Consider the following 26,823-nt stretch of genomic DNA (forward strand, 5'->3'; position numbering starts at 1 on the left):
CGATAAACATTAAATCAATGCAAAAACACCGATACAATGTATCGATGTGGCAGGGAATGCTAGCTATTTGCAATAATGTATTCAATGACTTTATCTGCATCGTCTGTATAAAAGAGAGCTTTATCAAAGTCATGGGCCGCCTTCGTCTCGGCTTCCATGTATTCTATCGGGGAGAGGAGACCAAGTAGCCTCTTCCATTTATGAGTTTTCTCGAGAAGTTTTCTTTCCTTTTTTATATCCTCTGGTATGAATTCATTAATGATAAAACATGGGTCGGAAAATGAGGGGCCCCGAAAACGCTCGTTCAAGGCCCGCAATTTATCCCGGTCCCATTCGACCCTTACCAAGTCCGATATGACCGAGACATTTTGGACCGAGTCGAGGATTCGTTTGGACAAAACATCATATTCTTCGTCCTCCAACCCTTTATCCGTCATGATTCCTACACAATACCATTTTTCGTTATGATCAGGTTCTCCCTTTTTCTTAAAAAACACTCTTCGTCCACCTTCCTTACACGCTTTACATTATTCACGTTACTTAAATGAAAATCAACATGCCCTCACGCCATTAACTATATCATGAAGAAATATCGATGGACGATAAAGTATGAATGCTTCCTGGGAACTATATGACATAGAAAAAAAAAGATACCCTAAAAAAGGATACCTCCATCATACTGGCTTAAGTGCCAGCCCTCTTTGTTTCAACAGATATTGCAGTGCCTGCCTGAATGACAGGAAGGCTTTTACCTGATTTACGAAATCAAGTTTGACGATCTCTTTCACGGCATCAGGTGTAAAGCCGACAAACATCGTTTCCGTGCCCATCAACGCCAGTGCCCCCACTAATTGATCCAGCAGGGAGAGCATATTGCTTTCCTTCGTAAAGGTAATTCCGGAAAAATCCATGATTAATACTTCTGCATGCAGATCTGCACATTTTTGCAGTACCGTCGATTTCATCGACTCCATTCTGCAATCGTCAATTCGTCCGATCAACGGTAAGAGCAGCACATCCTTTAATACGGTCTGAACAATCGGGGTCGACAATTCTTCCATGACTTCTTGGTTTTCTTTTATCTTCTGCAAAGAATCGTTTGCCATTTTCGCCATTTCTTTATAATGATTCACGTAACTAATACTCACACAGTGTATGAACTGGTCCAGGATTGCATCAATTATCGAGCTTGCCTTTAGCAGAATTTCAATCGAGTAATAGCGATTGCTTACTTCTTCTTCAATGAAACTCCAGAAAAGGTTACGCACTAGCTGAGCCTCCTCAATATTCTTATCTAAAGGAATGCCCATATCCACGATGCGCTTACCTATTTCCATACCCGTTATTTTCATACTTTCCATTGCTTGTGCCTTTCCATGAATCAAGGCATCTGCATGAATTTGAATAAGCTTTGACCGTACCTCTTTACTGGTTTCAAAATCATAGAGCGGTTCCTCTTCTTCAAACAGCTCGATATGCTCCACTAAGATATATTTAAATTTTGCAATTTTTTCCCCGATCATTCTTAATTCTTCCATGTAGACCTCCCATACAGGGCTTTTATCACATTTTATCAAATAATGAATGGGTAAGGATATAAAATCCTTCTATTACCAATATGATAATAGACGTTTACCCTTTCTTTATAAGGGTATTATGATATATGACTTGGAGGGATTATCATGAAAAAAGATCAACAAGACTTCGAATCTGAAAACATGAGCGATTTAGTAGAACTCATAAACAGTAAAAATAACAGCCGAAGAATCTTGGATGTACTTCGGCGTAATAAAAAGGATAAAAGTAAAGGCAAAGATAAAAAATGAAAAAACCCAGTCCAAAATGGTCTGGGTTTTTGAATGGATAAAAATAAAGAGCCGGGTTTGCTTATTAAGCAAACCCAGCTCTTCCGTCATTAACTATTGAAAAGCCACTACCTTTTTCTCCGAATTTCCTTCACATGGTTTCCTTCAGTGGTAATATAGACTGTTTCATCAATTTTGTATGTTAAATAACGGTCACAATCAATTTCCAACGTTTTCCCATTACTGAATTTCATTGCGCAATTGGATCCCTCTTTGGTTTCCGTAACATCAATGATTTCGTTCGTCTTAAAACCGACTGCCTTGCCATCGGAGAAATGAGGATAGTATTTTTCAACAATCTCCACTTTTTCCAATCTGCCCGGACTTGTTAAGTATACAACGAATAATATAATTAAAACGGCTATTAACCCAATGAGAATTACTGCTTTTCGATTCACTCTATCTATTACCCTCTTCTCTTATCAATCTATTATTCAATATCCATTTTCACTAGATTATATTCAGCATTCCGGAAAAACATGATAGAAAAGATAAATTTCATTTAACGATTTTCTTTTCAACGATCATCACACAAGCGGCAGCCAGGATGATCAGGATCGATACAGCCGAGATGACCCCTCCCCAGCCGAACTTCATCAGGAATAAACCGCCTGATGCCCCCACTATACTTGATCCCGCATAGTAAAATAAGAGATATAAAGCGGATGCTTGTGCCTTTTCACTCTTATCAGCCAAGCTTCCGACCCAGCTGCTCGCAATTGAATGAGCTCCAAAAAATCCAAATGTAAACAGTGAAAGCCCCATTATTTTCAGCAAAAGCGGATCCGATAAGGTTAAAAGGGCGCCCAACAACATGATAGCGATTCCGGTAAGAAGTACAATCCTCCGAGTATATTGATCGGCGAGCTTTCCCATCCATGTAGAACTAAATGTCCCCACAAGATAGATTATGAAAATGAAGCCAATCAATGTTTGTGATAAATGATATGGCGGTCCCATTAAAGGTATACCCACAAAGTTATAAACGGTAACGAACGAGCCCATTAATAGGAAGGCCATGCCGAATAAGAGTACTAGTCCGCTATTCCTTAAGTTATTGATTAGGGAGGTTTTGATTCTCGACAATGAGACTCCTGCGCGGACGGCATGCTGTGAAGGCGGAAGCATCCACCAAAATGCCAGACTGATGATCAAACTTAAAGCTCCAAGGCTTCCAATCGCTATGTTCCATGAAAAATGGTCTGTCAGCACGCCGACAATCAGCCTTCCAGCCAATCCGCCGATACTCGAACCGCTCACATAGATCCCCATCACATAGCCAAGGCTTTTCGGATGAAACTCTTCATTGATATAGGCCATCGCAATGGCCGGGAAACCTGCAAGCACAGCACCTTGAATCGCCCGTATCGCGATCAGGATGTATAGATCATCCTGGATGAAGCTGACACATATGGATAACAAAGCAGACAGAGTGAGCGCCGTCCCCATTATTTTTTTCCTATCGATATTTTCTGAGAAAAAAGAAACAAGCAATAAACAGAGTGCAAGCGTTCCTGTTGCGAAAGATAATGTAAGGCTTGCCATTGCAGGTGAGACTCCGAATTGCTTTGCGAAAACCGGAATGACCGGTTGGGTACTATACAGATCCGCAAACGTTACAAAGCTACCAAGAAATAAAGCCAAGATTGTTTTCCTGAATGATTTACCAGCAGGCTCGATATAATTCACTGTTGTTCAGACCCTTCACTATTTAACTTTCCCCCTATGTTAATACGAACTTCCCGAGTTGTCTATTTCATCACTTTTGTCCAAAGGAAAAGTGATGTTCCAGCAATTCACAAAAAACCCTTCACTGCATGCAGTGAAGGGTTTTTCATTAATATGAACGTTTACCATCTTGCTCACTTTTTTTAAGGAGCCAGTACACTGGCATACCTATAATGAGGATGATCACCGAGTACAGAGCATTGAAAGGTGTAGCGATTAACGTGCTTACAACAATGTATATTGCGCCAGCAATCGCCACGATGGGGATGAATGGGTAAAACGGCACTTTATAAGTTTTCGCATCCGGATCTTTTCTGCGTAAGATGAAGACTGCGAAGAAGGCTAATCCATAAAAACAGAAGACAGAGAATACTGCCATATTGGTAAGTTTGTCAGGGTCTGTTGCAACCATCATGATGATGGCAATGATCACTTGCAATACCGTCGCATTTATAGGCGTTTTAAACTTGGGCGATATTTTTCCGATTTGTTCATGTCCTGGTATCATTTTATCAGTCGCCATCGCCAAGGTAATGCGCGGAAAGGTCAAAAGCTTTCCGTTCAAGCAACCGAAGATTGAAATCGCTATTCCGATTGCTATCAATTTCCCGCCCAATTCACCGAATAGCATCGTGGCCGCAACGTTCGCAGCATTCGTACCATGAGCTATGACTCCCTCTGCTCCCAATACAGAAAGCATCGCAAGGTTCACAGCCAAGTAAGCAACCATGACCACGACCAATCCCGTTATGATTGCCCGCGGCAGCGTTTTCTGCGGGTCTTTCATTTCCCCTGCCATGAAGCCGACATTCATCCAGCCATCATACGCCCAAAGCGTAGCCAAAATGGCACCGGCCATACTGATTTTCATTGAACTTTCACTACTGATATTGAATACAGGCATATCACCTTGCGCGATACCGAACACAGCTATGAAAATGATTGGGATCAATTTAGCAACAGTCGATATGGTTTGGATCATACCGCCGTATTTTGTTCCCAGAAGATTCATGCCTGCTATAAATACGATCGTAAAAATCCCTATCGCCAAAGTGTAGCCTGAAGCGATATTAAATATTCCTGCAACTAATATGCCGAAGTATAAACTAAGTGCGCCCATGACTGCAGGTCCATATACCAATGTCTGAACCCAGCCGCATAGGAATCCCCATGCTTTTCCGTACACTTCTTCCATATATACATATAAGCCGCCCGTTTTAGGAATCCGGGTACTCACTTCCGCAATCGTCAACCCGCTTGCAAGGGTAATGAGACCACCTATCAGCCAAGCCAATAAGGCCATGGTTGAATTACCGCTTAACTCAAGCACGTCACCAGGTCTCATGAAAATACCAGAACCGATAACCGTTCCAACTACAATAGATGTTCCAACCCAAAAGCCAATCGTTTTCTTCAATTGGTCATTTCCCATGTTGTCCTCCCCAGGTGTACACATGTACTTTATTTATACTAAAATTATATCATATAAATTATACGGAAATAGTTTATGTAATCATTTGAATATTGCAAAAAATACCCAAACACGTTGGTATCATTACGCTCAGGGATCTTTATTACATTTATATTTTTTTTACTAATTATGTCTGGAACTTCACCAAAATCCGAATATTTTTTCATTACAAAAAGAATTATTGATATTTAACTCTATAATAACGAATTAAAAAACATAAAAATCAATTATCATTCGTTAATAATTTTATGGAAATTCTGCTTATTTTCGGACACACAAAAAAAACCACCCCGAATCAACGGGATGGTTCCTCTCCTCTTTCAAGCTTCATTTCGTATTACCATATAATGAATAGAAGCACAACCGCCAAGACAATTCGGTAAATGGCAAAAGGAGTCAATTTAACTTTATTGATTAAAATCAAGAAAAAGCGGATACAGAATAATGCAAAGATAAATGCACTGATGAAACCTGCAATGAAGAATGGCAGAACTTCAGGCGTGAAGTATTCCCAGTATTTCACAATTTTCAACAGACTGGCACCAGCCATGATCGGCACTGCCATGATGAAAGTGAAATCGGAAGCAGCCCGATAGCTCATTCCCAAAAGCACTCCACCGGAAATGGTCGAGCCTGAACGCGAGAATCCTGGCCATAGTGATAAACATTGAATCAACCCTACACCGAAAGCTTGTTTATAAGTGATTTGATCAACCGTTTCTGCAGTCAGCTTTGGATGGAATTTATCCGCAGCAATCATTAGAAGTGCACCCAAGAACAATCCGACGATAACTGTCTTCATCGTAAATAAATGATCATCAATGTAATCTTCGAATAATAAACCTAAAACGCCAGCCGGTAACAATCCGACAAAGATCTGCAATAGGTTAAGCTTTGGTCCTTTTACAGCGGATGTGCCTTTCAGCTTCCTTAAACCAAGCAAGTCCATGAAACGTCCCCAGAAGAGCACGACAACGGCGAGTATCGAACCAAGCTGGATGACCACCTTAAAGGCATTGGCTACTTCACTCCCGAAAAGCTCAGTTGATTTCAGCCATAAATCATCGACGATAATCATATGCCCTGTAGACGATACAGGAGCAAATTCAGTTAATCCTTCTACAAGACCAAGGATAACTGCAACAAAAATTTCCCACATATTCATTTTATTCACCTCATAATTCGAACACCTATTTATGGAAATACCATATGTATTTTACTCGTTGTTTAAAATATTGTCTATTAAACATTGCTGAAACATTTTCGTGATACATGTATGATAGGGTTCAAGATAAAGTTTAAAGGGGAAGTGATGATTTTGCAAAACATACTGATTTTCGCTCATAGAGGGTCCAAGGGGACACATCCTGAAAATACCCTGGCAGCATTCCAAAAGGCGGCAGAAATCGGAGCCGTTGGAATCGAGTTCGATGTCCACTTCAGTTCTGACGGGGAATTGGTCATCATCCATGACGAAACACTTGATCGAACGACCACCCTTACTGGTTATGTAAAAGATCATTCGTCACAAAAACTGAAAACGGCTGATGCCGGGAGTAAATTTTCCAATGAATTCCTTGGGGAGCAGATTCCTTTTTTAAGGGACGTTTTCGACTGGGCTAAGGGAAATGCTTTATTGATGAATATCGAAATCAAAACGGATAAACTCACTTACGAGGGAATTGAACAGAAGATCATTGATTTAATTCGTCAATATGGAATGGAAAGTCGGGTGATCCTCTCTTCCTTCAACCATCAATCCATTGAGAAAGTGAAGATGCTTGCCCCAGACCTTGAACGTGCATTATTGTTCGAGGGACTTCCTGAAAACTTCGAAGAGATCTTACGTGATAAAAAAGAATCGGGTTTTCATCCAGATAAAAACAGCCTGACTCCAGCAGTTAAAGAAAAAGCGAAAAAGCTTGGATATAAAATCCGGCCTTGGGTCGCCAATGATGAAGCCGACATCGTCAAGCTGGCAGAGTTGGGAGTCGACGTCATCATGACAGATTTCCCTGAAAAGGCAATCAAGATTTTAAAAGCTTGGCAGTCACATGGCTGAACAATGCGAAAGAGAAGGAGCGATGCTCCTTCTCTTTCAAATCCATATTTATTCAATTAATTAACGAGAAAAGTTTGAACCGCCTAGTTGTTGTTCAGCCATTTGAACCAAACGTTTTGTGATTTCCCCACCAACAGATCCGTTAGCGCGAGAAGTAGTGTCAGCACCTAGGTTTACACCAAATTCACTAGCGATTTCGTTTTTCATTTGTTGTAGAGCTTGTTCTGCACCAGATACTAAAAGTTGATTGCTGTTATTGTTGTTTGCCATGTGTTTTCACCTCCTACTAATATTAATTAGCATTTTAAGCTTAAATTATTATTGCCAATTTATTGTATTTTTCCATCTGTGTTTCTCTCAATCCTAAGCTCTTTATCATGAATTTCTTTTTATGCTCATAAACTGTTAGGAAACTTTCAGTAGGAGGGAAAAGAAATTGCAAATACATGTGGTTAGGCCAGGCCAGACGTTATATGGCATCGCCCAGACGTACAGCGTAACCGTTGACAGGCTCGTTGAATCAAATAAGATCCCTAACCCAAATAATCTTGTTTCGGGGCAGGCCCTTGTTATTCCAATCGTCGGCAGTTATTATTTCGTTCAACCGGGTGATAGTCTTTATTCCATTTCCCAAAGGGTTGATGTCCCTGTTCAAGAATTGGCAAATATAAATGGCATTTCCGAAAATCAAACCCTATCGGTTGGATACCGGCTCTATATTCCGGCACGGAGGAAAAGGACCGCCGAATTCAACGGCTATGTCGAGCCGAGGGGTACGACGGTTGCACCGGCCCTTGTAACGGCTGCCAGGGAAGCTGCGCCCTATTTGACCTACCTAGCCCCTTTCAGCTTCCAGGCGCTACGAGACGGCTCTTTAAAAGAGCCCTTACTCAATGACTTCCCTGCCATTGCCAGAGAAAATAAAAATGTCCTGATGATGGTGATCACGAATCAGGAGAATGACCAATTCAGCGATGAGCTCGGGCGAATCATCTTAACGAATACTTCCGTTCAGAATAAGTTCCTGAACAATATCGTTACAACGGCAAAGAAATATGGTTTCCGCGATATCCACTTTGACTTTGAGTATTTACGGCCGGCCGACAGAGAAGCCTATAATCAATTTCTCCGAAAAGCCAGAGATCGCTTCAAGAAGGAAGGATGGTTCATTTCCACGGCACTGGCCCCTAAAACAAGTGCTGAGCAAAAAGGCCGTTGGTATGAAGCCCATGACTATAAAGCACATGGTGAAATCGTCGACTTTGTCATCATCATGACATACGAGTGGGGATATAGCGGCGGCCCCCCAATGGCAGTGTCACCAATTGGACCTGTTCGGGATGTTCTCGAATATGCCGTCACCGATATTCCTTCCAACAAGATCCTGATGGGGCAAAATCTATATGGCTATGATTGGACCCTGCCTTTTGTACAGGGATCCACTGCCAGGGCCGTGAGTCCGCAGCAGGCCATCCAGATTGCTGCGGACAATGATGTTTCCATCGAGTATGATGAAACCGCACAGGCCCCACACTTCAATTATACCGATGTTGAGGATAGGCAGCATGAGGTGTGGTTTGAAGATGCTAGATCCATTCAGGCAAAATTCGATTTACTCAAAGAATTGAACCTAAGGGGGATGAGTTATTGGAAGCTCGGCTTAGCCTTCCCTCAAAACTGGCTGCTCATCAGTGATAACTTCAACGTACGGAGAAGGGTTTAAGAAAAGATAAACGAATAACGAAGCTCAAACGGGCATATAATCAATCATCGAGCATAAAGTCCATTCAGGATACGTGACTCAGCACTAAAAGCCTTCCGACATCTTCCGGAGGGCTTTTATCATTTACCGTAATTTGATAGGCAATATGGCGATATTCATCATTCAAAGTTTGTCTGTCCGCATCCTTATGAGCCAAGCCTTTTTTGACCATACTATAAAGAACAGCTCAAAGGGTGTGAAAAAAATGATTCGAATCGGTTCATACATCAGTACCGTTCCCAGATTTCCGCGTTTCATCAGATTGCTTTCTATCATCGCATTATTTTTATTTTCATTCGGGGTCTTGATCCACATTGTAGAGCCGAAGAGATTCCCTACTTTACTTGATGGCATCTGGTGGGCAATCGTAACTATGTCAACAGTGGGTTATGGAGATTTTACTCCTGTTACAAATCTCGGCAAAATCATTGGGATGGTCCTCATTTTATCAGGCGCAGGCCTGATCACCTCTTATTTTGCCACAATCGCTAAAATTTCCATATCCAATGAACAGCAATTTCTAACAGGAAAAAAAGTTTTCGGCGGCGGCGGACATATTATCATCGTGGGCTGGAATGGCCGTTCCAAGAGAATCATCCAAAACATTCATGAACGTAAACACCATCAATCCATTGTCCTTATTGATGATACACTGCAAAAGCACCCACTTCCAAGAACGAATATCCACTTTATCCAGGGCAAAGCTACATTGGATTCCGTTTTACAGAAAGCCAATATTAAACAAGCCATGCGTGTCCTGATCACGGCAGATCTTAAACAAGACGAGCTGCAAACGGATATGTTCTCAATCTTAACGTTACTGGCTGTAAAAGGTCTGAACCCTCATGTGTATTGTCTTGTGGAAATATTGACGCATGAACAAAAAGAAAATGCTTTACGGGCCGGAGCGGACGGTATAGTCGAAACGAATAAATTTGCGAGTGAATATATGCAGGAGTGCTTATCAGAGGGAATCATCGTGGAAGCAGAAGCACAAAAAGGTCAGGATGGATTGAACCTCAAACAGCTGCCCATCCAGGATGACTGGATGGAATTGACGTTTAAACAGTTGAACGTAAAGCTATTCGATCAAGACATTTTATTGGTCGGCATCATTTCAGGAGGCAAGACCTTAATCAAGCCCCCTGGAGATGTAATCATACAACGTGATGACACTCTGCTCATCATTGATGATTAATGTAATAAAAGCTTTTCCAAATCACGGACAAGCGTTTTTCCATATGAAATATAGTTTTCCGGAAATTCGGCATCCGGATTTTCAGGCTCGGCGAACTGATTGAAGGAAGCGGAGAGGTTTCCGATATTTCCTTCATCATCAATCCCGTCCTCGTACTTATGAGATAACAAAAACGGTTGTAAAAGTTCGACCATTACCCCGTCCTGATCGAGTGAACCATCAACAGCCTTGAAAGGGACTCTCAAGAATTGGTAGCCATCACTGTCATCAATCTTATAATCAAAAGAACCGTGGTCATAATCCCATCCTCCGCCAATCGCATATCCTTCCGGTTTTAACTTCGTCTCCAGATCGAATAAACCGAATGTTTTCCCTTCCAATTGAGAAGAAATTTTAATCATTGTATAAAACCTCTTTCGCTAATTTTCTATTAGCTTAACCAAAGTGCCATAAAAAAACCAGGCCTATTTTTCCTTCAATTGGACAAAAGGAAGGGAGTTCTTTTGTGAAGTTTCTTTCTCTTCGCCAGACACTAATTTAGCTTTTCGAACAAAAAAAGGCATCAAGCTGGATGTAATTCCAGCTTGATGCCTTTTTATATTATAAGCGCTGTTCAAGTTCAGCTTTTTTGTTTTCATAACCCGGCTTGCCTAAAAGAGCAAACATGTTCACCTTATAAGCTTCCACTCCAGGCTGATCAAATGGATTTACACCCAGTAAGTATCCGCTCATCGCACAAGCTTTCTCGAAGAAATATACAAGGTAGCCAAAAGTATAAGCATCGAGTTGCGGAACCGTTACAATCAGGTTCGGAACGCCACCGTCCGTATGGGCTAACAGCGTACCCTCAAATGCTTTATTATTCACGAATTGCACCGATTCACCTGCAAGGTAATTCAGGCCATCCAAGTCATTGCCCGCTTCTTCAATCAAGATTTCATGACGGGCCTTTTCCACTTTGATAACTGTTTCAAAAAGGTCACGCCGTCCTTCCTGAACATACTGCCCTAATGAATGCAGGTCAGTCGAAAAGTTGGCCGATGATGGGAATATCCCTTTTTGATCCTTTCCTTCACTTTCTCCAAATAATTGTTTCCACCACTCAGAGAAGTATTGAAGTCCAGGCTCATAGTTTATCAGCATTTCAATCGTTTTCCCTTTATTGTAAAGGATATTCCGAACCGCCGCATATTGGTAAGCCTGATTCTCACCTAACTCTGAAGAACTGAAGTCGACCCTAGCACGCTCGGCTCCCTCCATGATTTGATCGATATCTGCCCCGCTGACCGCAATCGGAAGCAGTCCTACAGCCGTTAAGACCGAGTAACGGCCGCCAACATCATCAGGAATGACGAAAGTTTGGAATCCTTCCTCCGTCGCTACCGTTTTTAATGCGCCCTTTTCTTTATCAGTGGTCGCATAAATGCGGCCCTTAGCTTCTTCAACACCGTATTTTTGTTCCAGCAGTTTCCGGAAAATCCTAAAGGCCAATGCAGGCTCCGTGGTCGTACCGGATTTTGAGATGACATTGATCGAGAAATCCCGATTTTCCAATAGGTCCATTACGTCCTGCATATATGTAGAGCTTATATTATTACCTACAAATAAAATTTGCGGTGCATTTCTTCTATCCGTCGGTAAAATGTTATAAAAACTATGTTGAAGCATCTCAACTGCCGCTCGTGCTCCCAAGTATGATCCGCCGATACCGATAACCAGCAGAACATCTGAATCTTCTTTTATTTTCGCTGCCGCTTCTTTGATCCTTGAGAACTCTTCTTTATCATAATTGGCGGGTAAATCAAGCCAGCCAAGATATTCATTGCCTGCCCCTGTCTGCTCATGCAGGGAATGGTGTGCCACCTTTACAGCATCCTGTAAATAAGTAATCTCATGCTCCCCGAAAAACGGCAGGGCTTTTGAATAATCGAAACGAATATGGGCCATTCAAATTCCTCCTTGAATTCTTTAGTTTCCCTTTCACTTTATCTGATGTAATTCTCATAATCAAGAAATCGCTCAAGTAAAAAACGAATTATGCCTATAAAGTAATCTCCCACCTAATAAGGCGGGAGAAAGGATCCTATCGCTTTTTTATAATGAAGCCCGTAAAATGGCAAGGACATCTTCACGGTTCAGGACTTTGAATCGTCCAAATTCCCCTCTGCTCATCGCTTTATCAGCCATGACTTCCAATTGTGAGTCATCGATGCCATAGTCCGAAAGATTGGCAGGCGCCCCTAAGCTGCTCCAAAACGACCTAAGTCTTTCAATGCCTTCAAGGGCCGCTTCCTCATCCGTTTTACCTTCCGGATCCACATGGAAAACACGGACTGCAACTTGTTTAAAGCGTCCGACATTTTCTTGGAGCACATGCTTCATCCAATTAGGGAATAAGATGGCCAATCCTCCAGCATGCGGGATGTCATAAACAGCTGAAACGGCATGTTCAATGTTATGCGTTGCCCAATCACCGCTATAACCAACCCCAAGCGACCCATTCAAGGCTAGGTTTCCAGCATATAGGATAGTGGCCCGGTGCTCGTAATCTTCCAGGTTTTCCAATAACTTAGGTGCGGTTTCAATCACCGTAGATAACAGCGATTCACAAAAACGGTCTTGAAGCGGCGCATGCGTTTCAGGATGGAAGTACGTTTCGAATACATGTGACATCATATCGACCATTCCGTATACCGTTTGATCTTTTGGTACCGAAAACGTATTTTCAGGATCCAAAATGGAGAATTGCGGAAATACCAATGGACTTCCCCATCCATATTTTTCTTTCGTTTCCCAGTTTGTTATGACAGATCCAGAATTCGCTTCAGAGCCGGTTGCCGCTAAAGTCAGCACCGTTCCGAATGGAAGGGCCTGTTCGACTGGTGCTTTCTTGATGACAAGATCCCATGGATCGCCCTCATATTTAGCACCTGCAACGATGGCCTTTGTAGCGTCTATGACGCTTCCTCCTCCAACTGCAAGCACAAAGTCGATACCATGTTCTTTACAAAGGTCAACACCTTTTCTGACCGTCGAGATGCGTGGATTCGGTTCAACTCCCGAAAGTTCGTGCACCTCTGCATCGATTTCTTTCAAGGCATTGACCACTTTTTCATATAAGCCATTTTTCTTTATGCTTCCCCCGCCGTATACAAGTAAAACTTTATCGCCATACGCAGGAATTTCAGCTTTTAAGCTTTCAAGCTGACCTTTCCCGAAAATTACTTTAGTAGGATTTTTATAAGTGAAATTTTCCAATGGATATCTCTCCTTTATGCCGCATTGGCTCCGTTTTTGAATTATCGACAGTGCCAAGAGCTAGTATTTCTTTTATTCATTATGACCAATGTTCCATTTAAATACAAAATATCCGCCCGGAACTTTTGTGTAGATGTATATTTACATGATGAAAAAGCATGATAAGTAAAGAACTGATTTTTTCAAAAAAAGGAGGCTGTACAATGAGTGGAATACAAAGAACTGCACTTGTTCTTACAATAATCGGGGCAATCAACTGGGGTTTAATAGGTTTTTTCCAATTTGACTTGGTGGCTTCGATTTTCGGAGGGCAAGATGCCGGATTGGCCCGTATCGTTTATGGATTGGTTGGAATTGCCGGTCTCATTAATCTCGGTCTTCTCTTCAAACCAAGTCCTGAAATTTCCAGAGAGCCTGAAACCAAACCGACTCGTTGAGATCATGACAATGGACAATGTTTCTATTCGATAAAATAAAGCCGGACCATGGATAAACACATGACCCGGCTTTATTTCATTCATATGTCCCGCTGCCAGCCATGAAATTGCACATAAAAAACCGGCTGATCTAAGGATCGGCCGGTTCAAAAAAAATTATTTTTTGATTAAGTCTTCGCGTTGAGATTGTTCAATCCACTCTTGAAGTTTGTCTTTCAATGTGTTGAAACCTTCAGTAGATTCGATGTGAGATGTCGCTTTAACAGATGCTTGGCGTTTTTTCGGAGCTTTTTTCGGAGCTTCAGTACGCTCAGGAGCTTCTTCTGTAGCGCGAATCGATAAGCCGATTTTTCCAGCTGCTGAATCGATGGAAAGCACTTTAACTTTCACTTCATCGCCCACTTTTAAATGTTCGTTGATATCTTTAACGAAGCCGTGAGTGATTTCAGAAATATGAACTAAACCTTGAGTTGATTCATCTAGAGCAACAAATGCACCGTATGGTTGAATACCAGTAACTTTACCAGCAACTACCGCACCAATTTCGAATTTTTCAGACATGGTAACACTCCTATTTTATATATATTTTTTCGTCTTTTCACGCAATAAAAAATTATATCACATAATTGGAAAATAATCAAAGTTAAGTATACCATACTTTTTAGGATTTTACTCATTAAAAATGTTTGTTTTTTGGAAATAATAAATATTATAAGATCTTTATTTATAACTTATCCTAATAATTTGCAAATAACCTCTATTTCCCTTAATATATTTACTCATTTTTCTAAAGATTGTAATTTTAAAACACTATTCAATTCCGCATAATCATAGTAAGATGAGAAAATGTTTTAAAAATTCAATATGCAGCTAGATATTTTTTACATCTAAAGGAGTTTTTCCATCATGTCAAAACAAGATCAATGGACTTCAAAACTTGGGTTCATCCTGGCAGCCGCTGGATCCGCAATTGGATTGGGTGCCATTTGGAAGCTCCCATATATGACTGGGCTAAATGGAGGAGGGGTCTTTTTCCTGCTCTTCATTTTATTCACCCTGCTTATCGGTGCACCGATATTAATAGCGGAATTCACGATTGGCCGCAATGCACAGAAAGATGCCATTAGCGCATATAAACATATCGCCCCGGGGAAGCCTTGGGCATTGATTGGATATGGCGGTGTCGTCGCTTCCATCATACTGCTTTCCTTCTTCAGTGTTGTCGGAGGCTGGATCATCTCTTATTTAGCCAGAAGCTTTACAGGTTCCCTCTCAAACTTGACTCAAGAAGAATATGGAAACTTCTTCAATAAGATAATCAGTAATCCTTATGAAACGGTTATCGCTCAGTTATTATTCATGGTCTTTACCATTTGGGTCGTACAAGGCGGCGTTTCCAAAGGAATTGAAAAGGCGAATAAATATATGATGCCTTCCTTGTTCATCCTTTTCATCATTCTTCTTATCCGGTCCTTGACTCTGGATGGAGCGATGGAGGGTGTTACATTCTTCTTGAAGCCGGACTTTTCCGCATTAACAGGGGAAACGATCCTATTGGCACTGGGCCAATCCTTCTTTGCACTAAGTGTGGGTGTTTCCGTGATGGTAACCTACGCATCCTATTTAAGCAAAAAAGAAGATATTACAAAATCGGCCTTTTCGGTAGTTGGACTGAATATCTTCATTTCCTTGCTGGCAGGTTTGGTCATCTTCCCGGCTGTTTTCGCACTAGGCTTCAGCCCTTCAAGCGGGCCTGGACTAGTATTTGTCGTGTTGCCAGCCGTTTTCAATGAAATGGCGCTTGGCGGGATCTTCATGTTCATTTTCTTCATATTATTATTATTCGCCACCCTTACGACGGCATTCTCCATTCTCGAAATCGTCGTTGCCGCCATGATCAAAGGGGATGCTGCAAAGCGTAAGAAGGCTTCTTGGATAGCTGGTATCACCGTTTTCTTAATTGGGATTCCAAGCGCATTATCATTCGGGGTGCTTTCGGATGTGAAGATATTCAATTTATCCATATTCGATTTCGCTGATTATCTGACAAGCAATATCGCGCTGCCAGTCGGCGCCTTGTTCATATCCCTTTTCATCGGCTATCAAATGAAAAGGATCGAGGTACAAAAGGAGTTCGAATCCGGCGCTGATCCCGGGCGATCACTTTTTAAACTTTGGTACTTCCTGATTCGCTACATCGTGCCGATCATGATCATACTCGTATTCCTGAAATCAACTAATCTCATTTAACATTCAACGTGCCGTTTCGATATTTCTCGATGCGGCATTTTTTCACAAAACCTACATATTCCGTTACTTCCCTTCAGTAATAATATGGTAAAATAATTACATACTAAAAATATATTTCCTGAAAAAGGAGTGTCTGACTATGTCAAATATCGCGAAGAATATCCGGCAATACCGAGAAGATCATAACCTCACTCAACAGGAACTGGCTTTGAAATTACGAATCGGTACAAAGAAAATCGAAAAGTATGAATCAGGTGAATCGGTTCCTGATACACAAACCATTTTACGGCTTTCCACCGTTCTTGACATTCCGGCTTCAGAATTCCTGAAGGATGCCCAGACCGGTAACGCCGCTTCTATTGACGAGGACGTAAAAAAATTGATTGAAGAAATCGGAACCAAAAAAGCGGAGCTCATTCTAAGAACAGCTAAGGACTTTAGCGAAGAAAAAATTCTGAAAGTTATGCATACTTTATATAATACACAAGCTTAATTCAAAAAATGGGTCGTAGTATGTGTATTTTTTTTCAGAGTACTGGATATACTATGATTAACACTTTCTATGTTAATCCATTAGATTAACTCTTTTTTCTAATTCCCCCTATGGAAAGGGATCCGGCTGTTAAAGACCGGATCCCTATTTTTTTGCTTTTATTGGCAATGATTCTTCATGAAACGTTCCATTCTTCTAAGCGCCTCTTGAAGCTGCTCCATGGACGATGCATAAGAACAGCGGATATGGCCTTCTCCGCTTTCCCCAAACACATCTCCAGGTACAACGGCAACAAGTTCTTCCGTCAGAAGCTTTTCAGCAAATTCCATCGAAGTCATCCCCGTTTTCTCGATTGATGGAAAAGCATAGAATGCCCCGCCAGGATTATGGCAATCCAGACCCATATCGTTAAATGATTTCACGATATAATTTCGTCTTCTCCGATAACTGCGACGCATTTCTTCCACATCCTGCATACCGTGCTTTAATGCTTCCAATGCAGCATGCTGAGCAACGGTCGGCGCACACATCACCGCATATTGATGAAGCTTAAGCATCGCTTCGGAAATTTCCTTAGGCGCACAAACGAACCCAAGACGCCATCCAGTCATCGCAAACCCTTTCGAAAACCCATTGATGACAATTGTCCGCTCAATCATGCCGTCAATGGCAGCAAAAGAAGTGAATGCCTCATCATAAGCAAGTTCAGCATAGATTTCATCGGAAATCACCAGCAAGTCATGCTTTTTAACGATGTCAGCAAGCATCACTAATTCTTCCTGCCCAAGCTGGGTTCCCGTCGGATTATTCGGTGAACAAATTAAAACGGCTTTCGTTTTAGGCGTGATTGCCGCTTCGAGTTGTTGGGGAGTCAACTTAAAGTCATCTTCCTTGGATGTTTGGACCGTGACCGGTATTCCCCCTGCCATGGTCACAAGCGGTGCATAGGCAACGAAACAAGGTTCGACGACAATGACTTCTTCACCTGGATTCAAGATGGTCCTCAGGGCAATATCTAGGGCCTGGCTTGCTCCGACCGTGACAATGATTTGATCGTCCGGTCTATACGAAACATGGAACTGCTTCTCCATATACCGGCTGATTTCCGACCTTAATTCAAATAATCCGGCATTGGCCGTATATGAGGTATATCCTTCCTCCAAGGAATTGATCGCCGCTTCCCTTACTGCCCAAGATGTAACGAAATCCGGTTCACCCACACCAAGAGATACGACCCCTTCCAAATTGGCTGCCAAGTCGAAAAAGCGGCGGATGCCTGATGGTTTAAGCTCTGCAATCGTTTTTGAAACATAACTCGTTTTAATCATGGTGACACCACTATCCGCTTATCTTCTTCAGTTTGATCAAAAATGGTGCCATCATGCTTGTATTTTTTCATGATGAAGTGAGTCGTCGTAGAAATGACGGAATCCAGTGTCGAAAGTTTTTCCGAAACGAAGCTTGCCACTTCATTCATCGAACGCCCTTCGACAATGACCGAAAGATCATATGCCCCTGACATTAAATATACGGACTGGACTTCTTTGAATTTGTAAATCCTTTTTGCGACCTCATCGAAACCGACACCGCGTTTTGGAGTGACTTTTACGTCGATCATCGCTGTGACACCATGGTATTCATCCACTTTTGCCCAGTTTATGACGGTTAAGTAACGTACAATGATCCGCATATCTTCTAATTTCTTCAATGTTATTTCAATGTCCGCTTCTGATTGATCGGTCATTTTAGCCAAATCCTTCTGATCAATCCGGCTGTTATTTTCAATGATTCTCAAGACTTCCAATTCCTCTTCATTCAAGTGCATTGGAAAACCCCCCTTTTGGAATTCACTAATTTAGATGTGATGGTTCGGCTGGCAGATAGTCTCACGAATTACGTTATTAGACTCTTTTAAAAATCCTATATGACAATATAATTTAATAAGTCCTATGCTGTCAGGATAAACTTACACTATTATATCAAAATTGGTTGGTGACCTGTTATAGTAATTGTGTTTTTTCATCGTTATTATTACAATTACTGTTATGCAACAGTAATACAGGACCTTTTTTGGAATATTCAGGGTAACATGGGTTTTTACAATAACGGAGGAGGAGCTTATATGGAAAGTCATACAATCAAAGGTGTCGAACGGGTGGGTGATATCGAAATCTATTTTGAATATGACCGAATCGATGATTCCCTCCCCAACCTTGTCCTGCTTCATGGATTTTTGTCATCAAGCTTCAGTTTCCGTAAATTAGTCCCCTATTTAACCAAGGAATACAATGTGATCTCCATAGACCTCCCGCCATTCGGGCAAAGCGGAAAAGATTATCGATATACATATTCATTCCGGAACATCGCTAAATCCGTCGTTCTATTCTTAGAGGGAAAAGGCATCAGGAAATTCAGTATTATCGGCCATTCCATGGGCGGACAGATTTCCCTGCAGCTCATCAAATCATACCCTGATCTTGTCGACCATGCCATTCTACTTGCCGGTTCAGGCTATCAGCCCGGATATTCGGAAAAAATGAAGCTGGTCAGTTACCTGCCTTTCTTTTCATACGGGATAAAACGGTATCTGCAAAAATCGGGTATCGAAAAGAATCTGAAAAATGTCGTCCATGACCCGGCGATGATTGACGATGAAATGCGGCAGGGATATCTAGGGCCATTCATTAAGAAGCATGATATTTTCCGGGCATTGGGGAGGATGCTTCGAGATAAGGAAATCGATTTGTTGAAGGAGGACCTTAGTGATATTCATACACCATGCCTGCTTGTTTGGGGAAGGCATGACCGAGTGGTACCTTTAAGTATTGGCGAAAGGCTCCATGAAGATCTGCCTAATTCTGAACTTTTTGTCATTGAGGATTCCGGGCACCTTCTTCCAGAGGAGAAACCGGAAGAAGTGTATCAATTAATTAAGGGGTTTATAGGAGTGGCCACCCCAACGTAAACTCACGATTAAATGGGCGAAATTCACGAGTAAACGGCGCAAACTCACGAGTAAATCGTCCAAATTCACGAGTAAATCGTCCAAACTCACGAGTAAATTGTCCAAATTCACGAGTAAATCGCACAATCTTACGAGTAAATCGTCCAAACTCACGAGTAAATTGTCCAAACTCACGAGTAAATTGTCCAAACTCACGAGTAAATTGCACAATCTCACGAGTAAAGGCGCAAACTTACGAGTAATTGCCCATCTCACGAGTAAATTGCACAATCTCACGAGTAAATCATCAAAACTCACGAGTAATTGCCCATTTCTTGAGTCAGCTGCACAAACTATGAGTATAGATCTAAAAAACGCAAAAAAGGTGCCCCTGATTTCGGGTACACCCTTTGTCACCTTTAGATCGAACAGCTCGAATTATTCTTGATGATGAGTAGCTTTTGAGCAACTTCCATGCACTTATCGATCTGAACGGATTCATCGAACGAGAACTCATAAATGGATTTTATCTTTTCCGCCAGTTCCTTTGGATCATCTATATCCCGGATTGCTACGACCGTATCGGCAATTTCCGGCTCATATAGATCCCATCCTATCTTGAAAGGGTCCCATTCTTGCATAACGGCAACCAACGCTAAATTCATTTGCTGTGTATCCATAAAATCATCACCTGCTCAATATTTTCAAAGAACATGATATCATAATATCATAACAACAGGCTTTTCGCGAAGACGACAAATTTTTATTCGGTGGTGGATATTTTGAACAAGTCAATATTTGAAGAACAAATCAACAGGGAAAATTCAGGATCTGCAAAATGGGATAAAAACTTCCTCACATCCCTATATGGGCGCGAGGATGTTCTGCCAATGTGGGTCGCCGATATGGACTTCCCATCTCCCGAGGCCATTCAAAAGGCATTAATGGAACGCTTGAATCATCCGATTTTCGGCTATACCGTCCCTTCTGAAACGGTCTTCACTGAAATTCAGAGCTGGCTTAGAGACCGGCACTCCTGGCAAATCGATAAAGAGTGGATTTCATTCAGCTCCGGCGTCGTTTCCGCAATCGGTACAACCATCCAAGCATTCACGAACCCGGGCGATAAAATATTGTTACAATCTCCCGTTTATACACCATTTTTTGATATGATCAAAAATAATGACCGGGAAGTGGTCAATAGTCCCCTTATCATGGATAAGGACCGCTTTGAGATTGATTTCACTGATTTTGAGGACAAGCTGAAAAGCGGAGTGAAACTATTCCTCTTTTGCAGTCCGCATAACCCCGGCGGACGCGTTTGGACAAAGGACGAACTCTTACGGATCGGGGAGCTATGTGAAAAATATGATGTAGTCATCGTCAGTGATGAGATACATGCTGATTTATTCCATACAACATCAAGGCATTATCCGATCGGCTCGCTTTCAGAAAAATTGGCGGACATGACCGTTACATTGATGGCGCCAAGCAAAACATTCAATATTGCCGGCCTTCAGGCTTCATTCCTGATCACAAGTAATGAAAAATTGCAGAAGCAATTGCAAAAGGCGCAAACGAAACTGGCCTTCCATGGTCTAAACATCTTCGCCTTAACAGCGATGGAAGCCGCATATCGGGAGGGCTTGGAATGGCTTGAAGACATGATTGGCTACATTGAGGAGAATATAAAAGTGGCAGAGGAATTCATTGCTGCCGAAATTCCTTCACTGCATGTCATGCATCCGGAAGCCTCTTACCTGCTATGGATTGACTGCCGCAACCTTGGATTGACCGACAAAGAAATCAAGGATCGGCTGATTCATCAAGGGAAGCTCGCATTGGAGCCTGGACCTAAATACGGACCTGGCGGAGAAGGTTTCGTCCGAATGAATCTCGGTTGTTCACGCACCGTCCTGATGGATGGGCTAAACCGTTTGAAATTGGCTTTTTCTTAAATAAAAGAAGAACCAGGCTTAGAATCCTGGTTCTTCTTTTTCAATCTTTTTCTTCATCCACATAAGGATCATGCTCATATCGGGGCAAATCCCCAAATGATGTTTGGATGTTTTCTTCAAATAATTCTTCCTTCAATTCTTCATATTGCGAGTTCGGATAAACCGTTATCTCTTTACCGTATATATCCACACCAACGAAATTTTCATAATTTTCGACATAGCCGACATTTTCCTCGGACTCGACATACATATCTTCGTAATCGTTTGGCGGATTTACAAAATCGGAAGGCGATTCAGATGTTCCATAACTGGCAACATCCTGCCAAGAATCCTCCGCATCATACGCAACCGATTCGTGCCGGTCGTCAAAATCAAACCTTCCAAATGGCGGTCCCAAAACTTCCTCTTCCACCGGCCGATTGTCCGAAGTTTCCTGTGATGGGGTATGCTCGACACAATAAGTAGTGGTAGGGATGGCATTCAAACGTTCAAGCGGTATTTCATTTGAACAAACCTCACACTTTCCATAATCACCTGCCTCGATGGCGGAAAGCGCTCGTTCAATATCCCTTATTTCATCACGGTCATGCTCGGAAAGGGCCAAATCCTTTTCCCGTTCATATAACTCGGTTCCTTCATCTCCGGGATGATTATCGTAACTCGATAACTCACCTGTCGAATCCTCCAAGCTTCTTCTTAAATCGTAGTTGCCTGAATCATTTAATCGCTCTTCCAACTCTTGCTTCGATTGCTGCAATTGCTGTTGAAATTCTTTAAGCTGCTGATTGGATAGCATGTGCAACATCCTTTCAAAATCGTTCTTCCCTCTAGTATTTCTCTCTTCCCATCATTCCATAAAGGTACTTTTTACCTTAGGAATAATTTAATTCAGATAACAGAAGCTAACTTAGAAATATGAATTTCAAGGAGGGCTTCCATTTGTATTTCTATAAAGAAGACTTAATCAATATGATCGTTCCCGATAAGCCTGATCCGAATGCAGCAAAAGTGCTTCAGGAAGCACTTGGAGGACAATTCGGCGAAATGCGGACGATGATGCAGTATTCTTTCCAGAGCGCCAATTTCCGCGGCAAGGCTAAACAATATCGTGATTTAATCCGTGGAGTTTTCTTGGAGGAACTTAGCCACATTGAACTTGTCCAATCAACCATAAACCAGCTGCTGAATGATGCTGGCGGGGATATGCCTGGAGATGTCGCTACCGATGGCGCCCCATTGGATGAAGTCATCAAAGGCGGTGCAAACCCTCACCATTTCATCATCGGTGCAAAAGCATCCCTGCCCGTCGATGCCGGCGGCAATCCATGGAACGGATCATGGGTTTATGATCACGGTAATCTTGTGGCCAACCTTTTGAACAATGTCATGCTTGAATCTACGGGAGTCCTGCAAAAGTCCAGGATTTATGAAATGAGTTCCAATAAATCTATGCGCGAAACACTGGCATTTTTAATGGTGCGCGACAATGCCCACCAAAATGCATTTGCCAAGGCATTGGAAACGCTTGGGGTTGACTGGGGAAAAATCTTCCCTGTACCTAATTATGATTTGAACAAATATCCTGAATGCCGCAAATATGTGGATTTAGGCTACCATAATGCACAATTCAATTTCAGGCTGGACCAAACACGAATCGGCGAGATTTTCAAAGGGGAAACACCGAGCCGAAATGGCGGAAACCTTGCTGTTACCGAGCCGCCAAAAGGATTCCCGGTGCCTGAAATGCCGGATATGCCAAATGAACATAGCCCTGGCTTGAGTGATTTGAACAATTAAAAAAGAAGGCGGACACATCATTCCGTGTTCGCCTTCTTTTTTAATTATTGATATATTTTTCAAAAACAAAGCCAAAATCTTTCACATGGTACTTCTTCCGGCTGTCCATCAGCCATTCGAAAGCGGCGGAATTAATTTCCTTGAAGCTTGCAGCCATTTGGCTTCCATCAGTGCGAACCTGGTTCAAAGTGGAAGAAGCAAGATTTACGCTTTGATGGGCATATTGAAGGGCAAACTCATTCTCATGGCAAATTTCCGAAATTTTCACGAGTGATTTGAACAAGTCCTTTAATTCTTCAATGAATTTCTTATGGACATCAATGGAGAAAGTCTTTGCACCGATCGAAAATTTGATTTCAGCATCCAAATCCACGGTCCCTGCAGTTTCAAGCGTGGCATTGGAAATCGTATACTGGCTGTAGCTATATCTCGTTAGTGTACGCTTTTTGCTTATCGCACTTGTACCGTCCAAATGTATGAACGCTTGATTCGTGAAACAGTACTCATCCGTTTTTGATTTAATCAGGAAATAAATTTTTTCCCCATCTTCATGCATGATATAGTCATCTGCATCCACCTTGTCGAAATCAGCAGGACTAATCACACTACCAATATCACTAAGACCAAGGGCATCTGCCGCCATTTTCTTGAACATCCCTATTCCCCCTATCAAAATCCAGGTGAATTACACCTTATTATAAGTATTTTTCCAGTATTATCTCGTCTCTGATCGGAATTCCATCAAAACTGTAAAATGGTATTTCAGGCTTAATCTTCCGGGATTCTTCCACGGCATTTTTAACGATTTCCGAAATGACATAACCACGCTTTTGAAAAAACTTCAATGCCTGTAAATTATCGTTCGTTGTAATCGCTTTAATCGTATGGCAATTTTTTTCCTTAGCGTTATTCTCCATCACATAAAGCAATGATGAGCCAACACCTTGATTCTCATGCTCACTATTCAAAGAGATGATCTGACATACATGGTCGGATAATTTGTATGTTCCCAACCCCGTGATTTTTTCATTCTCGTCCATCACCCCAAAACCCTCAAGTTCCGCATAATGAAACAAGCCTCTTGAAAAAACGACTTGGGTCGTCTCCCAGTGCTGAATGAAAAAATCCTTAACCGTATCTGCCGCAATCATTCTTTTCGCCACGATTTGCATAACCAATTACGCCCCCAAAATTTCTATCTCTATGCTTATAGTATAAAATGCTTATGCTGATAAGGGAACATTTAATTCTTTACACCTTCTAACAAAACATAATACCATTCATATTAAGATAATCAATATCAAAAGGCATCTTCCGGGATCAAGAAATTGTATCATCCTTTATTCGCTGGTTCCTTCTGGTGACCTCATCTTCGAATTGCTTCGTTTTCATTTCTTCCTTCTTTGAATATCTTATAATTGCCCTCATCGTAAAAACGGCTGCGACTAAAAAAATGAAGCAAGTTATACCAGCTGAGATATATTCAGTCTTGTCTTCCGGAAAGTAAAGAAACAAACCTAGTAAAGCATGATTGAGAAAGTCCATCCGATACATCCTTCCTGATAGGGAATTAAACTGCATTATCCCATTATATCAATTACCAGAAGAATCCACTAGTGGAGCTTAATCCCTAAACCCCCAAAAAAAAGAGAGGCATTGAGCCCCTCGCTTCTCTTTTATTTATAAAATGGTGATCCCTTTAATGACTACGTCCACTGCAGGCTTGTCTCCCGCAACTGTCTCTACGTTAGCAATCGTATCAACAACGTCCATGCCTTCGACCACTTGCCCGAAGACAGAGTGTTTGTGATCCAGCCAAGGTGTGCCGCCTTGTTCCATATAAGCACTGATGATTTCTTCCGGATAACCAGCTTGCTTCATTTGCTCACCCATCCTGCTGTCCACATGCTGGGCTTGTACGACGAAGAATTGGCTGCCGTTTGTTCCCGGGCCTGCATTTGCCATAGAAAGAGCTCCGCGCAAATTGAATAATTGCATGGAGAACTCGTCCTCAAATGGAGTTCCCCAGATACTTTCTCCACCCATTCCAGTGCCTGTCGGATCTCCGCCTTGAAGCATGAAATCCTTGATGACACGGTGAAAGATGATTCCTTCGTAATAACCGTTTTCAGCATGTGTCAAGAAATTCTCCACTGTCTTTGGAGCCAGTTCAGGGAATAGTTTAATTTTAATATCGCCCATCGTCGTTTGCATGATGACCGCTTTTTCATTTTCCAAAACTTCACTTGTTAATTGTGGAAAGTTTGTCATACTACATAACCTCTTTCTTTTAAAATTAAATGGCATGAAACACCATTTTTCATCTTCATTTGTACACTTTACACGATTTTCATAAAAAAAGCATCTTTACGAAATTGAACAAATTCGCTGTGAAAAATCGTCGTTCTTATGTATCATGAAGGAAGTTAAAAGAAAGAAAGAAAGAAAGGTGGTAGGGAAATGTCAGAACAGGATTTTAAAATCGGCGATAAGGTCACCGCCATATATAAAACTGGAAAATACATCGGGGAAGTCACCGATATCAGACCTGCTGCATATCTTGTTAAAGTGTTGGCTGTCTTGAAGCATCCCATGCAGGGAGATCTTCATAACCCGAAGCAAACGGAAGTGTCCATGTTCCATCAGCGGCGTGCTCTAGCTTTCCGGGAGCAAACCAATGTGCCAAAGAATATGGTCAGGAACTTTAATGAGGAGATCCCTGAGTATAAGGAATCCTTAAGAGAAGCTGTTGAGAAAATGAAAGGCACTTTAAGCGAAGCCCAAACAGAGTGGAATGATAAAAGCTTACAGTTGCTTGAAGATCTAGCGGCGGATTATTTTAAATAAAGCATGATAAAAGCCAAATCAATAGTATATGATTTGGCTTTTATAACGCTAAATGATTCAATACTTTTGATAAATCAATGCGATCGCCAATTGTCGTAGGTTCGTGATTTTTCATATAACTTTTATCTTTTTCCACTAACTTAAAGATATTATATGTCGTAATCGCATCATCCAGCGCCCGGTGATGCTTGCCTGTCCCTTCTTTGCCATAGGCCTGTACAGCTTTCCAAAGCCCGGTTTGATTTTGATCCCCGAAAAAGCGTTTATACTCCAGGCAAAGATCACTTTGTTTCCCTGAAAAAGGGAAATCCAATCCTGCTTTCTGACAGTTCTGGCGAAGTACCTTCATATCCATATTACCCCAAGTAACAATCGTCGTCGGGTGCTGCTCATCTACTTTCTTCAATAAATTAACCAGCTCTTCAAATGAAATCCCCCGGTCCACCTGATCCTGGGTAATGTTCAAGAACTTTTTGCATCTTCCCGTTAATACTGGAAATTTCAATGGGTTAACAAAAGATGAGAATTGTTCCTGAATGGTCTCATTAATGACGGTGACTAAGCCAACCTCAATTATTTCCGGATAAAACCCTACTGGATTGGCTTTTCCTTCCGGCATCGTAAATTCAAAATCAATGAATACATATTGCTGTTGTTCCTCCATTTTTATGACCCCCTTCATATTCCTGACATCAACATATAAACAAAAAATGGTTTTTTCTCACGAGACTATTATAACAGAAGATTTAGAAA

Annotated in this window: 32 protein-coding genes; 11 read left to right on the forward strand and 21 right to left on the reverse strand. The window is 41.7% G+C overall.

The genetic code is table 11. From position 1 onward, the window contains the following. Positions 1-59 precede the first annotated feature (59 nt). Complete coding sequence (locus ACFVS1_RS18045; protein WP_387549531.1) at positions 60-497, reverse strand: hypothetical protein; 438 nt, start codon at positions 495-497, stop codon at positions 60-62. A 177-nt stretch (positions 498-674) separates the two neighbouring features. After that, positions 675-1,538 carry an STAS domain-containing protein gene (locus ACFVS1_RS18050; protein ID WP_352926492.1) on the reverse strand — a complete coding sequence of 288 codons (864 nt, stop codon included), beginning with the start codon at positions 1,536-1,538 and terminating at the stop codon, positions 675-677. A 144-nt stretch (positions 1,539-1,682) separates the two neighbouring features. On the opposite strand from ACFVS1_RS18050, the gene ACFVS1_RS18055 reads away from it, so the two are divergent. Beyond that, positions 1,683-1,826, forward strand: coding sequence for a hypothetical protein (locus ACFVS1_RS18055; RefSeq protein WP_158226130.1), 144 nt, complete (start codon positions 1,683-1,685; stop codon positions 1,824-1,826). A gap of 107 nt (positions 1,827-1,933) precedes the next feature. On the opposite strand, the gene ACFVS1_RS18060 is transcribed toward ACFVS1_RS18055, so the two are convergent. The 4 genes from ACFVS1_RS18060 to ACFVS1_RS18075 form a co-directional block, all read right to left on the reverse strand. Beyond that, positions 1,934-2,263 carry a hypothetical protein gene (locus tag ACFVS1_RS18060; protein WP_387549534.1) on the reverse strand — a complete coding sequence of 110 codons (330 nt, stop codon included), beginning with the start codon at positions 2,261-2,263 and terminating at the stop codon, positions 1,934-1,936. 100 nt (positions 2,264-2,363) lie between these two features. Next, positions 2,364-3,554, reverse strand: coding sequence for an MFS transporter (locus ACFVS1_RS18065; RefSeq protein WP_387549536.1), 1,191 nt, complete (start codon positions 3,552-3,554; stop codon positions 2,364-2,366). Positions 3,555-3,702: 148 nt separating this feature from the next. Then, positions 3,703-5,025 (reverse strand): APC family permease, encoded by a 1,323-nt coding sequence (locus ACFVS1_RS18070; RefSeq protein WP_387549538.1) that lies wholly within the window; start codon positions 5,023-5,025, stop codon positions 3,703-3,705. A gap of 376 nt (positions 5,026-5,401) precedes the next feature. Next, positions 5,402-6,229 (reverse strand): undecaprenyl-diphosphate phosphatase, encoded by an 828-nt coding sequence (locus tag ACFVS1_RS18075; protein WP_387549540.1) that lies wholly within the window; start codon positions 6,227-6,229, stop codon positions 5,402-5,404. A 147-nt stretch (positions 6,230-6,376) separates the two neighbouring features. On the opposite strand from ACFVS1_RS18075, the gene ACFVS1_RS18080 reads away from it, so the two are divergent. Beyond that, entirely contained in the window at positions 6,377-7,126 is a 750-nt protein-coding gene (locus tag ACFVS1_RS18080; protein WP_387549542.1) for a glycerophosphodiester phosphodiesterase, read from the forward strand. A 60-nt stretch (positions 7,127-7,186) separates the two neighbouring features. Here the strand turns inward: ACFVS1_RS18080 and ACFVS1_RS18085 are convergent, their stop codons facing one another. Continuing rightward, on the reverse strand, positions 7,187-7,396 hold the full coding sequence (locus ACFVS1_RS18085; RefSeq protein ID WP_034310322.1) for an alpha/beta-type small acid-soluble spore protein: 210 nt from the start codon (positions 7,394-7,396) through the stop codon (positions 7,187-7,189). A 166-nt stretch (positions 7,397-7,562) separates the two neighbouring features. Between ACFVS1_RS18085 and ACFVS1_RS18090 the strand changes: the two genes are divergently transcribed. Together ACFVS1_RS18090 and ACFVS1_RS18095 are read left to right on the forward strand one after the other, a co-directional pair. Continuing rightward, positions 7,563-8,849 carry a glycoside hydrolase family 18 protein gene (locus ACFVS1_RS18090; RefSeq protein ID WP_352926504.1) on the forward strand — a complete coding sequence of 429 codons (1,287 nt, stop codon included), beginning with the start codon at positions 7,563-7,565 and terminating at the stop codon, positions 8,847-8,849. Positions 8,850-9,093: 244 nt separating this feature from the next. After that, on the forward strand, positions 9,094-10,086 hold the full coding sequence (locus tag ACFVS1_RS18095; RefSeq protein ID WP_387549545.1) for a potassium channel family protein: 993 nt from the start codon (positions 9,094-9,096) through the stop codon (positions 10,084-10,086). Here the strand turns inward: ACFVS1_RS18095 and ACFVS1_RS18100 are convergent. From ACFVS1_RS18100 to ACFVS1_RS18110, 3 genes are all read right to left on the reverse strand, one after another. Then, complete coding sequence (locus tag ACFVS1_RS18100; RefSeq protein WP_137016332.1) at positions 10,083-10,487, reverse strand: YugN-like family protein; 405 nt, start codon at positions 10,485-10,487, stop codon at positions 10,083-10,085. The genes ACFVS1_RS18095 and ACFVS1_RS18100 overlap by 4 nt on opposite strands. 199 nt (positions 10,488-10,686) lie before the next feature. Further along, entirely contained in the window at positions 10,687-12,033 is a 1,347-nt protein-coding gene (locus ACFVS1_RS18105; RefSeq protein WP_387549547.1) for a glucose-6-phosphate isomerase, read from the reverse strand. Between the two features lie 147 nt (positions 12,034-12,180). Then, a complete protein-coding gene (locus tag ACFVS1_RS18110; protein WP_387549549.1) occupies positions 12,181-13,344 on the reverse strand; it encodes an iron-containing alcohol dehydrogenase in 1,164 nt (387 codons plus the stop codon). Between the two features lie 203 nt (positions 13,345-13,547). Between ACFVS1_RS18110 and ACFVS1_RS18115 the strand changes: the two genes are divergently transcribed. Further along, a complete protein-coding gene (locus ACFVS1_RS18115) occupies positions 13,548-13,781 on the forward strand; it encodes a DUF378 domain-containing protein (RefSeq protein ID WP_063234087.1) in 234 nt (77 codons plus the stop codon). Between the two features lie 156 nt (positions 13,782-13,937). Here ACFVS1_RS18115 and yugI read toward each other — a convergent pair whose 3' ends face one another. Then, positions 13,938-14,342, reverse strand: coding sequence for a S1 domain-containing post-transcriptional regulator GSP13 (gene yugI / locus ACFVS1_RS18120; protein WP_034310304.1), 405 nt, complete (start codon positions 14,340-14,342; stop codon positions 13,938-13,940). Between the two features lie 345 nt (positions 14,343-14,687). On the opposite strand from yugI, the gene ACFVS1_RS18125 reads away from it, so the two are divergent. Together ACFVS1_RS18125 and ACFVS1_RS18130 are read left to right on the forward strand one after the other, a co-directional pair. Next, the gene (locus tag ACFVS1_RS18125) at positions 14,688-16,031 is read left to right on the forward strand and encodes a sodium-dependent transporter (RefSeq protein WP_387549552.1); all 1,344 of its coding nucleotides are present in this window, start codon (positions 14,688-14,690) and stop codon (positions 16,029-16,031) included. A gap of 139 nt (positions 16,032-16,170) precedes the next feature. After that, a complete protein-coding gene (locus tag ACFVS1_RS18130) occupies positions 16,171-16,524 on the forward strand; it encodes a helix-turn-helix domain-containing protein (protein WP_387549554.1) in 354 nt (117 codons plus the stop codon). Between the two features lie 158 nt (positions 16,525-16,682). On the opposite strand, the gene ACFVS1_RS18135 is transcribed toward ACFVS1_RS18130, so the two are convergent. Together ACFVS1_RS18135 and ACFVS1_RS18140 are read right to left on the reverse strand one after the other, a co-directional pair. Beyond that, positions 16,683-17,852 (reverse strand): aminotransferase, encoded by a 1,170-nt coding sequence (locus tag ACFVS1_RS18135; protein WP_387549556.1) that lies wholly within the window; start codon positions 17,850-17,852, stop codon positions 16,683-16,685. Then, a complete protein-coding gene (locus ACFVS1_RS18140) occupies positions 17,849-18,349 on the reverse strand; it encodes an Lrp/AsnC family transcriptional regulator (RefSeq protein WP_352926521.1) in 501 nt (166 codons plus the stop codon). The genes ACFVS1_RS18135 and ACFVS1_RS18140 overlap by 4 nt, the downstream gene beginning before the upstream one ends. 297 nt (positions 18,350-18,646) lie before the next feature. On the opposite strand from ACFVS1_RS18140, the gene ACFVS1_RS18145 reads away from it, so the two are divergent. Beyond that, positions 18,647-19,489 (forward strand): alpha/beta fold hydrolase, encoded by an 843-nt coding sequence (locus tag ACFVS1_RS18145; protein ID WP_387549558.1) that lies wholly within the window; start codon positions 18,647-18,649, stop codon positions 19,487-19,489. On the opposite strand, the gene ACFVS1_RS18150 is transcribed toward ACFVS1_RS18145, so the two are convergent. Both ACFVS1_RS18150 and ACFVS1_RS18155 read right to left on the reverse strand, forming a co-directional pair. Then, the gene (locus ACFVS1_RS18150) at positions 19,451-19,786 is read right to left on the reverse strand and encodes a hypothetical protein (RefSeq protein WP_387549560.1); all 336 of its coding nucleotides are present in this window, start codon (positions 19,784-19,786) and stop codon (positions 19,451-19,453) included. The two genes, ACFVS1_RS18145 and ACFVS1_RS18150, sit on opposite strands and share 39 nt — an antisense overlap. A gap of 101 nt (positions 19,787-19,887) precedes the next feature. Continuing rightward, positions 19,888-20,148, reverse strand: a complete 261-nt coding sequence (locus ACFVS1_RS18155) for a DUF1871 family protein (RefSeq protein WP_387549562.1) — start codon at positions 20,146-20,148, stop codon at positions 19,888-19,890. 93 nt (positions 20,149-20,241) lie between these two features. Between ACFVS1_RS18155 and ACFVS1_RS18160 the strand changes: the two genes are divergently transcribed. Continuing rightward, the gene (locus ACFVS1_RS18160) at positions 20,242-21,426 is read left to right on the forward strand and encodes a MalY/PatB family protein (protein WP_352926549.1); all 1,185 of its coding nucleotides are present in this window, start codon (positions 20,242-20,244) and stop codon (positions 21,424-21,426) included. Between the two features lie 40 nt (positions 21,427-21,466). On the opposite strand, the gene ACFVS1_RS18165 is transcribed toward ACFVS1_RS18160, so the two are convergent. After that, complete coding sequence (locus ACFVS1_RS18165) at positions 21,467-22,222, reverse strand: TraR/DksA C4-type zinc finger protein (protein WP_352926532.1); 756 nt, start codon at positions 22,220-22,222, stop codon at positions 21,467-21,469. Positions 22,223-22,365: 143 nt separating this feature from the next. On the opposite strand from ACFVS1_RS18165, the gene ACFVS1_RS18170 reads away from it, so the two are divergent. Continuing rightward, positions 22,366-23,223 (forward strand): manganese catalase family protein, encoded by an 858-nt coding sequence (locus ACFVS1_RS18170; protein WP_352926535.1) that lies wholly within the window; start codon positions 22,366-22,368, stop codon positions 23,221-23,223. A 40-nt stretch (positions 23,224-23,263) separates the two neighbouring features. Here the strand turns inward: ACFVS1_RS18170 and ACFVS1_RS18175 are convergent, their stop codons facing one another. The 4 genes from ACFVS1_RS18175 to ACFVS1_RS18190 form a co-directional block, all read right to left on the reverse strand. Further along, positions 23,264-23,878: a PH domain-containing protein gene (locus ACFVS1_RS18175; RefSeq protein ID WP_352926538.1), complete on the reverse strand. Its 615-nt coding sequence runs from the start codon at positions 23,876-23,878 to the stop codon at positions 23,264-23,266. Positions 23,879-23,918: 40 nt separating this feature from the next. Then, positions 23,919-24,395 (reverse strand): GNAT family N-acetyltransferase, encoded by a 477-nt coding sequence (locus ACFVS1_RS18180; RefSeq protein ID WP_352926552.1) that lies wholly within the window; start codon positions 24,393-24,395, stop codon positions 23,919-23,921. Between the two features lie 148 nt (positions 24,396-24,543). Next, positions 24,544-24,768 (reverse strand): hypothetical protein, encoded by a 225-nt coding sequence (locus ACFVS1_RS18185; RefSeq protein WP_137016354.1) that lies wholly within the window; start codon positions 24,766-24,768, stop codon positions 24,544-24,546. Positions 24,769-24,903: 135 nt separating this feature from the next. Further along, positions 24,904-25,494, reverse strand: coding sequence for a peptidylprolyl isomerase (locus tag ACFVS1_RS18190; RefSeq protein WP_098371439.1), 591 nt, complete (start codon positions 25,492-25,494; stop codon positions 24,904-24,906). Positions 25,495-25,683: 189 nt separating this feature from the next. Between ACFVS1_RS18190 and kapB the strand changes: the two genes are divergently transcribed. Next, entirely contained in the window at positions 25,684-26,070 is a 387-nt protein-coding gene (gene kapB, locus ACFVS1_RS18195; protein WP_350300444.1) for a kinase-associated lipoprotein KapB, read from the forward strand. A 40-nt stretch (positions 26,071-26,110) separates the two neighbouring features. Here kapB and kapD read toward each other — a convergent pair whose 3' ends face one another. Continuing rightward, positions 26,111-26,734 carry a 3'-5' exonuclease KapD gene (kapD, locus tag ACFVS1_RS18200; RefSeq protein ID WP_387549566.1) on the reverse strand — a complete coding sequence of 208 codons (624 nt, stop codon included), beginning with the start codon at positions 26,732-26,734 and terminating at the stop codon, positions 26,111-26,113. Positions 26,735-26,823: the final 89 nt, after the last annotated feature.

The organism is Peribacillus sp. NPDC058075, assembly GCF_042885195.1.
Lineage (GTDB): Bacteria > Bacillota > Bacilli > Bacillales > DSM-1321 > Peribacillus.